Source organism: Acinetobacter lwoffii, assembly GCF_019048525.1.
In the GTDB taxonomy this organism is placed as follows: domain Bacteria; phylum Pseudomonadota; class Gammaproteobacteria; order Pseudomonadales; family Moraxellaceae; genus Acinetobacter; species Acinetobacter lwoffii_K.
Window position 1 is genome coordinate 3,109,566 of the sequence record NZ_CP077369.1, and the last position, 12,905, is coordinate 3,122,470.

A 12,905-nucleotide genomic window follows, 5' to 3' on the forward strand; every position below is an offset into this window, starting at 1 on the left:
ACCGATTTTTTGAGTAGAACGATCAATGCCACGTTTTTATATAGATGCTGATTTAACTGTTGATGTCAGCCTTGAGCTTACGGAAACTGTATTTCATCATTGGGTAAAGGTTTTACGCGCGCAAGTCGGTGAAAGCGCGACCCTGTTCAATGGACAGGGTGGCGAATATGACGTGACTTTAACCGAGGTTGCTAAAAAATCAGCCACCGTCTCGGTCAATGCATTTAATCCTGCCAATCGCACACCAAAGTTCCAGGCTTTGCTCGGTCAGGTGATGAGTAAAGGCGACCGTATGGATTATGCGATTCAGAAAGCAGTCGAACTGGGCGTTTCCGAAATTCAGCTGCTGACTTCGGATCGTTGTGAAATGCGTTTAAAGTATGATCGCGACCAGAAAAAGCTGGATCACTGGCAAAGCATTGCTATTGCGGCTTGTGAACAATGTGGTCTAAACATTGTGCCTGAAATTTTAGCGCCCATGTCACTTGAAAAATGGCTGGATACTGAACTTCCGAACACCAAACTGGTTTTAGCACCCAATAAAGATGAAACAGATGTACTGGCAGATGCGACTTTAGATCTTGCCCTGCTGATTGGCCCCGAAGGTGGCTTGAGTGAGGCAGAAATTAGTGCCGCAAACCAGAAAGGTTTTCTCAACTGGTGTATCGGCGAGCGTGTCCTGCGTACCGAAACTGCTCCTGTTGTTGCCCTGTCAATTTTGAATTATGTGCTTTAGTTCATCGGATGGGTAAAAATTTGTCTTTAATTTTGTTGATTTTTACTTTTAAGACATCTAATCTCGACTAAAGAATAATAAATACTTATTAATTGATTTCACACATTTCCTGGGGTTTTTATAACAACAATGCACAAGGACGAAAACCGTTTAGGATGAATACAGGCATTGAATCACATGGTTGATAATCAGGACGACTATATTCAGCAGCATTTGCATGATGCTCAAATTGCGAATACGCTTCGCCATAGTCGCTATTTTTTGCTCAGTATCATGTTGATTTGCCTCTATATTTTTTGTATTTATCACATTCAATATAGTCCTTCTAATACGTATTTTAATACCTGGTTTATTCTGACAGAACTTCTGGTCAGCATGTGCTGGCTGGTGAATACGCTGTATTTCAAACCCGAACAATATAATCAGAAAAGCGCGCACCGCTGGTTACAGATGCAGAGCCTTGCAGTCGGAAGCTGTATCGCGGCCGGTATTTATACAATTTATTACTATTTGCCGCAGGCCAATCCTGTATTTGAAGATATTGAAGCACTGACCTTGTCTGCCTTGTTGCTGATTGTAAGCCAAGCATTTGGCCTGACCTACCTGACCCAGAAACTGAGCTATTTTTGTCTGGTCTTTTTGCCGTCCTTATTCCCTTTTTTACTGTCGCAGCTTGACCATGTCGGTCATTCCAATCCCTTTTTTGGTCTGGCCTTAAACTTTGCGCTCATAGTGATTCTGCTGTGCGCGACAAGTAGTTATCGAATTCACAGCCGCACCTCACGTCTGTATGCGGAAAATGATATTTTGGTGAAAAATGCAGAACAGCAAGTGCATTGGACTGATGAACTGTGCCAGCAACTCAAAACTGAAGTCAATAAATCCAAAGATATTGAACAGCAATTACAGCTCAGTAACCAATTGCTGGAGCAAAAAGTACGGGAACGTACCTATGATATTGAACAGATCAATCATGACCTGAAGAATCAGCAGCAGAATCTAAAACTTGCACATGAAATTGCCGGTATTCGGCCATGGGACTGGAATATTCAAGAGCGCAGCATCACCTTAACCAATCATAAAGACGAAAAGATTCTGCGCGATTCCAAAGATCATCATCTGCAATTACAGTATCTGATTCACCCTGAAGATCTGGCCTATTTTAAGCGCAATATGAAGCAGCATCTGCGTGGCCAGATTGAACGCTATGATGCCACTTACCGGATCAAGCTCAGTGAAGGTGGCTGGAGTTGGGTACATGATATTGGCCGGGTGATCAGTCGTGATCCTAAAAATAAAAAACCCTTGCGTATGGTGGGCATCCGTCGTGATATCCAGCAGGAACGTCTGTCTCAAGAACGTTTAAAGCTGGTGGCCAGTGTACTGGAACAGGCTGCGGAAGGGATTTTCATTCTGAATCCTGAATTAGATTATATCGATGTCAATCCTCACTACGAATACTTGAGCGGTTTTGAGCGTGACGAGATTATCGGTAAATCCTTATTTGATATTGCAGTGCAAAATAAATCCCAGCAACGTACTTTTCAGGCCAATATTGTCAAACAGATTCAAAAGATTGGCTCTTATGATGGAGAGGTTTATGCAAAATTTCTGTCTGGTAAAGAGTCGACCTTATGGCTGCATATTAATGCCGTGACTGATGATGAAGGCAGGATTACTCATTATATTGGTATCGTATCAGATCTGACTGAACGTAAATTACAGGAACAGCGCCTGTCCTATCTGGAAAATTATGACACGCTGACTGACTTACCGAACCGCTTTTATTATAATTATCAGCTGCATCAATATCTAGTTTCGCAAAAAGACTCGATTAAAGAGATGGCTGTGATTCGGCTTAACATCGACCGTTTCCGGCCATTAAATGAATACCTGTCCAATAACGGCGGTGATGAACTTTTACGCCAGGTGGCGCAGCGGCTGCGGATGACCAATGCAGAAGCGCTATTTGTGGCACATCTAAATGGTGATGATTTTGCGATTCTCTATGAAATCTCACATATTCGCCCTTCAGTTCAACACCATTGTGAACGCATCGCTCAGGCCTTTAGCAGACCATTCAATATTTACGGTCAGGATCATGTGATTACCCTGTCCATGGGCGTGGCATTCTATCCTGATCATGGCCGTCAGCTGGATTATTTAAATAATTGCGCCGAACAGGCATTGAACGAAGCCAAAAATCTTGGCGGCAATACTATTTACTTTTATTCCAGTGAAAATCATTCATTACAGAACAAAGGGGTTTTTCTGGAACGGGATCTGCGTAAAGCGATCCAGAATAATGAACTGGTGGTGTATTATCAGCCAAAAATCAATTTCAGCGATCAAAGCATTTATGGCTTTGAAGCGCTGATTCGCTGGAACCATCCAGAAAAAGGTATTATTGCACCAGGGCTGTTTATCCCCTTAGCGGAACAGACCAGCCTGATTTCAGACATTGGCCGCCTAGTGATCCAGCAGGCCGCTAAACAGATTCGCCAATGGAATGATCTGGGCTTTAATCATATTTGTGTATCAGTCAATATCGTGGCGCAGCAATTGCGTCGTGGTCAATTACTTGATGATCTGGACCAAGCCATTGCAGACAACCAGATTTCTGGCGCCAGCCTGGAGCTGGAAATTACCGAATCTTCTTTAATTGAAAATTCGGAAGCGGTCAAAAACCTGCTGAATGAAATTAAACAGCGACATATTCATATTGCCCTAGATGATTTCGGTACAGGTTATTCTTCTCTCTCCTATCTTGCTGATTTTCCGATTGATACCTTAAAAATTGATCGCAGTTTTGTTTGCAAGATTGGGGAAAATAAGCAGGCAGCCATTGTCAGTGCCATGGTGGCCATGGGTAAAGCCATGGGCATGACCGTGGTCGCGGAAGGCATCGAGACTGAAGAGCAGCTAGAATATCTACGTGATTTAGACTGTGATATTGCCCAAGGCTACTTATTTTCCAAACCGCTTCCTGAGCAGGATGCAACCGCTTATTTAGTGCGAGACAAGACGCATCAGACTTATATACCCCAAGTCTAAGTCCATACCCCACCACAATAAGTTTGTTGGAAAAACGGCCGTCTTTGTCTGTCCGAACTGGCTAACAAATGGTATATTCAGGAACATAAATAAATTCTTTGCCCGCTGACCGGGTAATCTTTACAACGATCGAGAGACTGATGGACGAACAATCTTTAAAGCAACAGGCCCTTTACTATCACGAGTTTCCTACCCCGGGGAAAATCAGCGTTACACCAAGCAAACAATTGGTCAACCAACGTGACTTGGCCCTTGCTTACTCGCCTGGCGTAGCTGCACCATGTCTTGAGATTGAACGCGATCCTTCAACTGCTGCATTGTATACGGCTCGTGGCAACCTGGTTGCTGTAGTGACCAACGGTACTGCCGTGCTTGGCTTGGGTAATATTGGTCCTTTGGCTTCTAAACCAGTGATGGAAGGTAAAGGCGTATTATTCAAAAAATTCGCTGGCGTTGATGTATTCGATATCGAAATTGCTGAAAATGATCCAGACAAAATTGTGGATATTGTAGCTGCATTAGAACCGACTTTTGGCGGGATTAACCTTGAAGATATCAAGGCGCCAGAGTGTTTCTATATCGAGCAAAAATTGCGTGAACGCATGAATATTCCAGTATTCCATGATGATCAGCACGGTACTTCGATTATTGTCGGTTCTGCGCTCCTCAACGCGTTACAAATCAACGGTAAAAAAATTGAAGACATCAAGATCGTGGCTTCAGGCGCGGGTGCTGCTGCACTGTCTTGTTTAAATCTGCTTTGCGCTCTGGGTGCTAAAAAAGAGAACATCATCGTTGCCGATTCACGCGGTCTGCTGACTACACATCGCGAAGGCCTGGATGAATCTAAGAAAGCCTATGTACAAGACATTGAAGCTACTCAGCTTGGTGACGTGATTTCAGGTGCAGACATGTTCCTTGGTCTTTCTGCTGCGGGCATTTTGACCAAAGAAATGGTCAAGGTCATGGCTGAAGATCCGATCATCTTTGCCTTGGCGAACCCGGATCCAGAAATTCTGCCTGAACATGCGCATGAAGTTCGTGATGACGTGATCATGGCGACTGGTCGTTCTGACTATCCGAACCAGGTGAATAACGCACTGTGCTTCCCGTACATCTTCCGTGGTGCGCTGGACGTTGGCGCAACCACCATTAACGAAGAAATGAAAATTGCCTGTGTCCACGCGATTGCACGTATGGCACACGTTGAGGCTGATGCGGCGACTTATGGTGAAAAATCAGCATCATTTGGCCGTGAATACCTGATTCCGGGTCCACTGGATCAACGCTTGATCCTAGAGATTGCCCCTGCTGTTGCACAAGCAGCCATGGATTCGGGCGTGGCAACACGTCCAATCACAGATTTCTCGCATTATCGTCAACGTTTGTCTGAGTTTGTCTACAACTCTGCATTCATGATGAAACCAATTTTTGAACAGGCTAAATCTGATCCTAAACGTATTGCCTATGCGGAAGGTGAAGACCTGCGTGTACTTCGCGCAGTTCAAATCGCGGTAGATGATGGTTTGGCAATTCCAATTTTAGTGGGTCGTCCAGCTGTAATTGAAGCCAACATCAAAAAGTTGGGCCTACGTCTTGAAGATGGCGTGAATATCACGATTGTTGATCAGGAAAAGAACCCGAACTATGAAATGTTTGCAGATGATTACTACAACATCATGCAGCGCAAGGGTGTAACGCCTGAATACGCACAGCGTGAAGCACGTCGCCGCTCTACCCTGATCGCAGCGATGCTTGTGAAACATGGCATGGCAGATGGTATGCTGTGTGGTACGTATTCAAGCTATGACATTCACCTGGACTTCGTCAGCAACATCATTGGCAAGAAAGATGGTCATAATACCTTCTTTACCCTAAATGCCTTGATGCTTGAAGACCGTAACTTGTTCATTGCCGATACCTATGTCAACACCAATCCAACAGCTGAACAGCTGGCTGAAATGACCATTCTGGCCGCTGAAGAAGTTCGCCGTTTTGGTATGACACCACGTATTGCCCTGCTGTCTCACTCAAGTTTCGGTTCAGACCAGCATGATGCCAGCGCGCAAAAAATGCGTAAGGTATATGACATCCTGTCTGAAATTGCGCCTGAGCTGGAAGTTGAAGGTGAAATGCACGGTGATGCTGCTCTGGATGAGAACATTCGTCAGTTTGCATTCCCGAATTCACGTTTCAAAGGCTCTGCAAACTTGCTGATCATGCCAAATCTGGATGCTGCCAATATCTCGTTTAACCTGTTAAAGGCAACTTCAGGCAACAACGTAACGATTGGTCCAATTCTGTTGGGTGCTGCGAAACCTGTCCACATTTTGACGCCGACTGCGACCACGCGCCGTGTGATCAACATGACTGCACTGACTGTTGCTGAAATCCAGCAAGCAGAACAAGATGCACTTTAAGCCAATGACAAGATAACGACGCATCAGCCTCGTTTCTTAACTTGAGAAAACCTCTATTCTGTAGCATGATGCTTGTAAGAATAGAGGTTTTTTCATGCAAGTTTATTTAGTAGGCGGCGCAGTTCGAGATCATTTGCTCGGACACCCCTATCACGAAAAAGATTATGTAGTCGTTGGTGCAACCCCCGCGCAAATGCTTGACTTAGGCTATCAGCCCGTAGGCAAAGATTTCCCTGTTTTTCTACATCCCCAAACAAAAGAAGAATATGCACTGGCGCGTACCGAACGTAAATCTAGCGCCGGTTATCATGGTTTTGAGTTTTATACCGATGTCAGCGTTACGCTAGAGCAGGATCTGATTCGTCGCGATCTGACCATTAATGCCATGGCCATGGATGATGCCGGCCAGGTTTATGACCCTTATGGCGGTCAACAGGATCTGGAAAACCGGATTCTACGTCATGTTTCCGATGCCTTTATCGAAGATCCATTGCGCGTACTGCGAATAGCCCGTTTTGCTGCCCGTTATACGAGTGCAGGTTTTGTGATTGCCGATGAAACTTTGGCGTTAATGCAACGCTTGACTGAAACCGGTGAATTAAATGCATTGACACCGGAACGCGTCTGGAAAGAAACTTCCCGTGCATTATCGGAACGTCATGCTGATGTGTATTTTGAAGTATTACGTCAATGTGGTGCTTTAAAGGTACTCTTCCCTGAGATTGATGCCTTATATGGCATTCCACAGCGCCCTGAATATCATCCGGAAATTGACTGTGGCATTCACACCATGATGTCCTTGCAGCAGGCGTGTCGTCAAAATTATAGTCTGGATGTACGTTTTGCCGTTTTAGTGCATGACTTAGGAAAAGCTTTGACGCCGCTTGAAGAATTACCGCGACATATCATGCATGAAGAGCGAGGCATCAAGCCAGTGAATGACCTGTGTGACCGTTTAAAAGTGCCGACGTATACCAAGCAGCTGGCTTTGGCTGTGTGCAAAGAGCATCTGAAATGCCATCAGGCCTTCAATCTTAAGCCGGGAACCTTATGGCGATTATTGCAACGTCTGGATGTGTTACGTCGCCCTGAACGTGTCGAAGCTTTTGTTCAGGCGTGTGAATGTGATTCACGTGGCCGTCTAGGTCTGGAAGATCGTGCTTATCCACAAGCCCAATACGTCCTTGATGCAATGCAGACCGTACGTGCCATCAAGGCACAAGACCTGCCTGCCGATATTCAGGGACCGGATATTGGCGAAATGCTGATTGAACGACGGATTCAGGCACTTGGTGAGCTTAAAGCACAACAAACCGCAACAATTGAATAATAAAAAAAGCACCTTCGGGTGCTTTTTTTATAGCTTAATTTCTCTTTATCAAAAAAGGAATTAAAACTATCTAATTCGCTGGATCAGGAAATATCTGCCGGAAAAGTAATCACCTTTTCCAGTTTCATTTGATTAGTTGCAATCATCAATAAACGGTCAATTCCCAAGGCAATCCCTGAACATTCCGGCATCTTCGGTAAAGCCGCCAGTAAATATTCATCGATGGGCATGACATGCAAGCTAAGTTTGGCTCGTTCAGCATTATCTGCCTCAAAGCGCGAACGTAATACGTCAGCATCAATCAGTTCATCATAAGCATTGGCCAATTCTAAACCTTCGATATACAGCTCAAAACGTGCGGCGACCAGTTCACCCTCTTCATCGATTCGGGTTTTGGCCAAAGAAGCCATTTCAGGGGGGAAATCGGTCAGGAATACTGCGGTATCAAACCCCAGACTCGGTTCAACCATATGTGAAAATAACAAGTCGATATAGCCAAGACGGTCATTTCCCAGATCCAGATTAAGACCAACGCGGCGGCAGCAATCTTTCAATTCCTGTAAAGTTGCCTGAAGCGGATTGAGATCCAGACGATCCATGAACGCGTGCTTATAACTCAAAATGGTCGGACGTATTTCGCCAAAACGTGCTTTCAAGGTCACATTCAACAGATCAGATACTTCAAACATCAAATCTTTTAAACTAAATCCCGGACGATACCATTCCAGCATGGTGAATTCGCTATTGTGCTTACGCCCATGTTCATCATCACGGAAGACTTTACAGATTTGATAAATGGGTCCAGAGCCACTGGCCAATAAGCGCTTCATGGCAAATTCAGGTGAGGTGTGCAAATAATGTGTATGCACTTTACCCAGCACATAGCGCTGTGCCTGTACCGAAGCTAAATGCACATCGGTCACACCGGCTTGAGACAAAATCGGTGTTTCCACCTCTAAGACATCGCGCTCAGCGAAAAACTGACGGATTTGACGATATAAATTCGCACGCGCATGCATGGCTTGAAGGTCACAAGTGGGTTGATACGTCATTGTCATGCCTTCGGCCCACCGTGTGCTGCCCACTCACGACGTAGTGGGTAGGTTTTACGTAAATGATCAAATGCCTGCTGATCCACCACCCTTTCTTTGAGACAGGCACGTAGATTGGCATCATCACGAGCAATATCATAAATTTGCGTCAAATGCCCTTGCAATGCCATTTTCAAATCCTGTCCCTGAAAAAACTGCTCACAGACAGGCAGCTGGGTTTCAAACTGTTTATTAGCTGCAAAACCGAAAGTTTGACAAAAAGCCTCATAGATCATCTGGGTACCACGTGCCTTGCCTTCTAGGCTATAGCCGGCAATATGCGGAGTCACCAAGGTGACCAGATCCAGAAGTTCTGCTGAAATCACCGGCTCATGCTCAAAAACATCCAAAATCGCGGTGCGATGTGTCGCCTGTATATCCTGGATCAGCGCGGCCTCTTCAATAACAGGCCCACGTGCTGAATTAATCAGGATTGCGTCAGGCTGCATTTGTGCCAATGCAGCAGCATTGAATAAATGATAAGTCGGATATGCGCCTGTTGTAGTTAAAGGGACATGAATCGAAATTGCATCCGCCTGCTGTAATAATTCATGAAATTCAACTTGATCAACCTGCTCTCTTTTCACCAAAGGATCATAGCCAATCACGCGCCAGCCCAAGAGCTTCGCCATGTAGACCAGTCGGGTTCCAACATTACCCAAACCGACAATACCCAAGGTAAATGTCGCATTGGCATCGAGTAATTCAGGACGCACCTGCAATAACGCGGTAATCACATATTCAGCCACTGCTTGCGCATTACAGCCGGCTGCATTACTCCATTGAATCCCATGCTGTTCTAATGCAGCAATATCCAAATGATCTGTGCCAATGGTGGCACTACCCACAAATTTAATCGAACTATTCTGTAGCAGTACTTCATTGACCTGAGTCACTGAACGTACCAACAGGCTATCGGCATCTTTGACATCATCTGCGCTTAAGGTTCGCCCTGCACAATGTTGAATGTCACCAAATTCGGAAAAGAAATAATCGGTAAATGCCAGATTTTCATCTGCGACAATTTTCATAATGAGATCCATATGATGCTTGGGCGTATGATAGCGCGTTGACGCCTCTGACTCTATATTTGGCCGATACGTCCATTTTTCAAGATTTTATGAATTAAGTTCAGGACTGAAGAATTTAATATTCAAGATCTGCAGCCTAAAAAGAAAAACCCCAATCTTTCGACTGGGGTTTTTAAAATTTGGCGGAAGCGGTGAGATTCGAACTCACGGAGGACTCACACCCTCGTCGGTTTTCAAGACCGGTGCATTAAACCGCTCTGCCACGCTTCCTTGGCCGCCATCATATAAATAAATTAGATTTTTGGCAATAAAATTTAGCGAAACTTCTATAAAAAGTGGTTTATTCAGCTAAAAATCATCCGGAATCAAAGCCAACCTGAGTATTTTCATTCAAAGATTTGAATCTTGAAATGATCTTGAGTTGTATTTAACTCAGTAGAAAATGATGAGAGAAATAACCGCATTCAGCATCAAGTGGATCAACAATCAAAAAAATTGAGACATAAAAAAACCCAATCAAATTGACTGGGTTTTTAAAATTTGGCGGAAGCGGTGAGATTCGAACTCACGGAGGACTCACACCCTCGTCGGTTTTCAAGACCGGTGCATTAAACCGCTCTGCCACGCTTCCATGGCCGACATGATATAAACAAAAATCACGCTTGGCAAATATTTTTATGCTTTCGCTGCATCAACTGCACAAAATAAAATCAATTATATTAATCTGCTGAATTTTCTGGCTTTTCATAACGAATTGAATTGATGAACCAGAGTTTCTTGCCGGAGGGAGTCACTACTTCGGCTTCATCATCGACCTGCTTGCCCAATAACGCGCGTGCCATCGGCGAACTGATCGAAATATGCTGCGGATGATGATCATAAATTTCATCTACACCGACAATGCGTAAAGTTTTTTGTTCACCTTCTTCATTTTCAATGTCCACCCAGGCACCAAAATAAACTTTTCCTTCCTGCTCCGGGGAAAAATCGATGATTTTCAGTTCTTCGAGGCGCTTGCCGAGATACCTGACCCGTCGATCAATTTTACGCAAAATTTGCTTGTTATATTGGTAGTCTGCGTTTTCAGAACGGTCGCCAAGACTGGCTGCCCAGTTCACTTTTTTGGTAATTTCAGGACGTTCTTCATGCCAGAGATTCTTAAGTTCTGCCACCAATTTATCGTGTCCAGCACGGGTGATTAAGTTGGATTTCATACGTCTTGCTGATCAAATTTTCAGTGTTTTAACTTACAAACAGCTTATTTTATTTACCACTTTAACACAATGGTAAAATTCCAAAAAAATTAACTTTATATTTCAATATCTTAAAATTATTTTTAAAAATAATTTGTGTACAAAATTTGACAATCGTTTTTCAGATCATTAATATGCCACCAACTTCCGGAAATGCTTAATTTTTAATCTATGTAGTTTTTCTACATAATTATCTTTAAATCTCTTGTCATTTTGAATGACGTCATGACTGCCCAACCCTTATTGAATTTATCAAACTGTTAAAATTTCTGGCTTTGTTGGCTGTGATTTTTAGGGCATAAATTACTTGTAGCGGAGACAACATGCACAGTAGTTCATCCACTGGGTCGAGGCTTTGCCTAAGATCTGTAATTTCTTCTCTCCCTTTGAAAGCACTTGTACTGAGCACTGCATTTATTCCCCTACACAGTATCAATGCAAGTAAGACCACACTTCAGTTTGATCATGTGGTCAATAGCAATAAGTTGACCGTGGTTGCGGTTGAAAATCCGACTACTGTATTCCAGGATGGACAACATCTGCATGGCTTCGGTTATGATCTGGTTCGTAACTATGCTAACAATCTGAATGTAAAACTCGATTTTAAAATCGTTCCTGATAATCAGACTGCCCTACAGTGGGTTGCTCAGGGTAAAGCCAATCTGGCTATGACGACTACTGATATACGCACCATTGAAAACAAGCGTTTGACGTCGTTCTCGGCCACTTGTGGCGATGAATCAATTCTGTCGAGTAATGGCTTGAATACCAATTTAAATCTGGTGTTTAAATCTGCTACAGATCCTTTGAGCCAGACGGCCAGTGCTTTTGTCTGCAAAGGCAAACAAAGTGGTGCCATTAAGCAGCTTGCTTCATTTTATAATCAGAATGTCGTGAAAGAGGAATCTTGGACCACCATTCAACGTGATTTGAACAACCGTCTGCCGATCTATGAAGCGAGTTTTAAACAGACAGCGCAGCAGTATGACCTGGATTGGCATTTACTGGCGGCCATTGGTTATCAGGAATCTTATCTGAAACCGAATTCAGTTTCTCCGACGGGTGTGCGTGGTTTGATGATGCTGACCAACAGTACAGCAAAAGCCATGGGCGTGAGTAACCGTACCGATCCGGCTCAAAGTATTCAGGGTGGCGCCAAGTATTATGATCAAATGCTTAGTCGCTATGATCATATTCCTTTTCCAGATCGGAACTGGTTTGCACTGGTGGCTTATAATATGGGTCCAGGTGCAGTGAATCAGTTGCAAAAGCGCATTCAGTCGCAAGGCAAGAACCCGAATAACTGGGTGAACTTATATGCCTATCTGGATCAGAATAAAGCCAATAATGGTCGTTACCGTCAAGCGGTGCAATATGTGACCCGTATTCGTGCTTATCTGGAGCATATCAAGACCACACCACAATTGGTGAATATCTAAGCTAAAACCTTAGCATTAATCAAAATGCCATAAAAAAAGCTTACCTCAGGGTAAGCTTTTTTCGTCTTCATTCAGGCTAATGTTTTAGCAGAATTAAGCCGTGGTATTTTCAAGTACTTTCTTGAACAAATCTTTTTGTTCCTGACTTGGTTTTGCAGTCTGAAGTGCCATCAATTGTGACATATCACCCTGTACTTTGATTTTACCTGTCATGAAGGCCTGCATCGCAGCCGCCATATCAAACTCCAGGAAAACTTTACGTAGAGTTTCGCCATCCATATTCAGCGTGGTTTTGGCATTTGAAGACAAACCTTTTTTGATTGCCCCACTATCTAAAGATAGTTCAGTATTACCTGTAGTGTCCGCTACAACCAAATTAATCGCAAGGTTCGCCAAAGCTGGTGGCAAATTCAAATCGCCAGCTTGCGCAGTTAGAGTTTCTACAGTTGAAAACCAATCATCAGTTAAAAAAGCAGGCATGATCTTTCCTCAAATTATTTGTTCATTTGTGTCGACTATCCAGACGACATCATGTTGAAGCTATTATGCTT

At 43.8% G+C, this 12,905-nt stretch carries 9 protein-coding genes and 2 tRNA genes; 5 read left to right on the plus strand and 6 right to left on the minus strand.

Going from position 1 to position 12,905, the window contains the following annotated elements:
- Positions 1-25: 25 nt before the first annotated feature.
- The 4 genes from I6L24_RS14655 (at position 26) to I6L24_RS14670 (ending at position 7,540) form a co-directional block, all read left to right on the plus strand.
- Positions 26-736: a 16S rRNA (uracil(1498)-N(3))-methyltransferase gene (locus I6L24_RS14655; protein ID WP_004731835.1), complete on the plus strand. Its 711-nt coding sequence runs from the start codon at positions 26-28 to the stop codon at positions 734-736.
- A gap of 177 nt (positions 737-913) precedes the next feature.
- The gene (locus I6L24_RS14660; RefSeq protein ID WP_216986235.1) at positions 914-3,790 is read left to right on the plus strand and encodes a putative bifunctional diguanylate cyclase/phosphodiesterase; all 2,877 of its coding nucleotides are present in this window, start codon (positions 914-916) and stop codon (positions 3,788-3,790) included.
- A 140-nt stretch (positions 3,791-3,930) separates the two neighbouring features.
- Positions 3,931-6,210 carry an NADP-dependent malic enzyme gene (locus tag I6L24_RS14665; RefSeq protein ID WP_004645736.1) on the plus strand — a complete coding sequence of 760 codons (2,280 nt, stop codon included), beginning with the start codon at positions 3,931-3,933 and terminating at the stop codon, positions 6,208-6,210.
- Between the two features lie 94 nt (positions 6,211-6,304).
- Positions 6,305-7,540 carry a multifunctional CCA addition/repair protein gene (locus I6L24_RS14670; protein WP_005265843.1) on the plus strand — a complete coding sequence of 412 codons (1,236 nt, stop codon included), beginning with the start codon at positions 6,305-6,307 and terminating at the stop codon, positions 7,538-7,540.
- Between the two features lie 83 nt (positions 7,541-7,623).
- Here the strand turns inward: I6L24_RS14670 and epmA are convergent, their stop codons facing one another.
- From epmA to greB, 5 genes are all read right to left on the minus strand, one after another.
- A complete protein-coding gene (gene epmA / locus I6L24_RS14675) occupies positions 7,624-8,598 on the minus strand; it encodes an EF-P lysine aminoacylase EpmA (RefSeq protein WP_005265844.1) in 975 nt (324 codons plus the stop codon).
- A complete protein-coding gene (locus I6L24_RS14680; protein ID WP_005265845.1) occupies positions 8,595-9,662 on the minus strand; it encodes a 4-phosphoerythronate dehydrogenase in 1,068 nt (355 codons plus the stop codon). The genes epmA and I6L24_RS14680 overlap by 4 nt, the downstream gene beginning before the upstream one ends.
- Before the next feature lie 180 nt (positions 9,663-9,842).
- Positions 9,843-9,932 (minus strand) — tRNA-Ser (locus I6L24_RS14685).
- A gap of 271 nt (positions 9,933-10,203) precedes the next feature.
- A tRNA-Ser gene (locus I6L24_RS14690) sits at positions 10,204-10,293 on the minus strand.
- A gap of 88 nt (positions 10,294-10,381) precedes the next feature.
- Positions 10,382-10,876: a transcription elongation factor GreB gene (gene greB / locus I6L24_RS14695; RefSeq protein ID WP_005265847.1), complete on the minus strand. Its 495-nt coding sequence runs from the start codon at positions 10,874-10,876 to the stop codon at positions 10,382-10,384.
- A gap of 362 nt (positions 10,877-11,238) precedes the next feature.
- Between greB and I6L24_RS14700 the strand changes: the two genes are divergently transcribed.
- Positions 11,239-12,354 (plus strand): MltF family protein, encoded by a 1,116-nt coding sequence (locus I6L24_RS14700; RefSeq protein WP_004280534.1) that lies wholly within the window; start codon positions 11,239-11,241, stop codon positions 12,352-12,354.
- A gap of 93 nt (positions 12,355-12,447) precedes the next feature.
- Here I6L24_RS14700 and I6L24_RS14705 read toward each other — a convergent pair whose 3' ends face one another.
- Complete coding sequence (locus I6L24_RS14705) at positions 12,448-12,834, minus strand: SCP2 sterol-binding domain-containing protein (RefSeq protein ID WP_005265849.1); 387 nt, start codon at positions 12,832-12,834, stop codon at positions 12,448-12,450.
- Between the last annotated feature and the right edge of the window lie 71 nt (positions 12,835-12,905).

Bases quoted from the DNA above. Each gene is read 5' to 3' on its own strand.
- I6L24_RS14660 (WP_216986235.1), top strand. From the start codon at position 914: ATGGTTGATAATCAGGACGACTATATTCAGCAGCATTTGCATGATGCT.
- I6L24_RS14670 (WP_005265843.1), top strand. From the start codon at position 6,305: ATGCAAGTTTATTTAGTAGGCGGCGCAGTTCGAGATCATTTGCTCGGA.
- I6L24_RS14680 (WP_005265845.1), bottom strand. From the start codon at position 9,662: ATGAAAATTGTCGCAGATGAAAATCTGGCATTTACCGATTATTTCTTT.
- I6L24_RS14705 (WP_005265849.1), bottom strand. From the start codon at position 12,834: ATGCCTGCTTTTTTAACTGATGATTGGTTTTCAACTGTAGAAACTCTA.
- I6L24_RS14655 (WP_004731835.1), top strand. From the start codon at position 26: ATGCCACGTTTTTATATAGATGCTGATTTAACTGTTGATGTCAGCCTT.
- epmA (WP_005265844.1), bottom strand. From the start codon at position 8,598: ATGACAATGACGTATCAACCCACTTGTGACCTTCAAGCCATGCATGCG.
- I6L24_RS14665 (WP_004645736.1), top strand. From the start codon at position 3,931: ATGGACGAACAATCTTTAAAGCAACAGGCCCTTTACTATCACGAGTTT.
- greB (WP_005265847.1), bottom strand. From the start codon at position 10,876: ATGAAATCCAACTTAATCACCCGTGCTGGACACGATAAATTGGTGGCA.
- I6L24_RS14700 (WP_004280534.1), top strand. From the start codon at position 11,239: ATGCACAGTAGTTCATCCACTGGGTCGAGGCTTTGCCTAAGATCTGTA.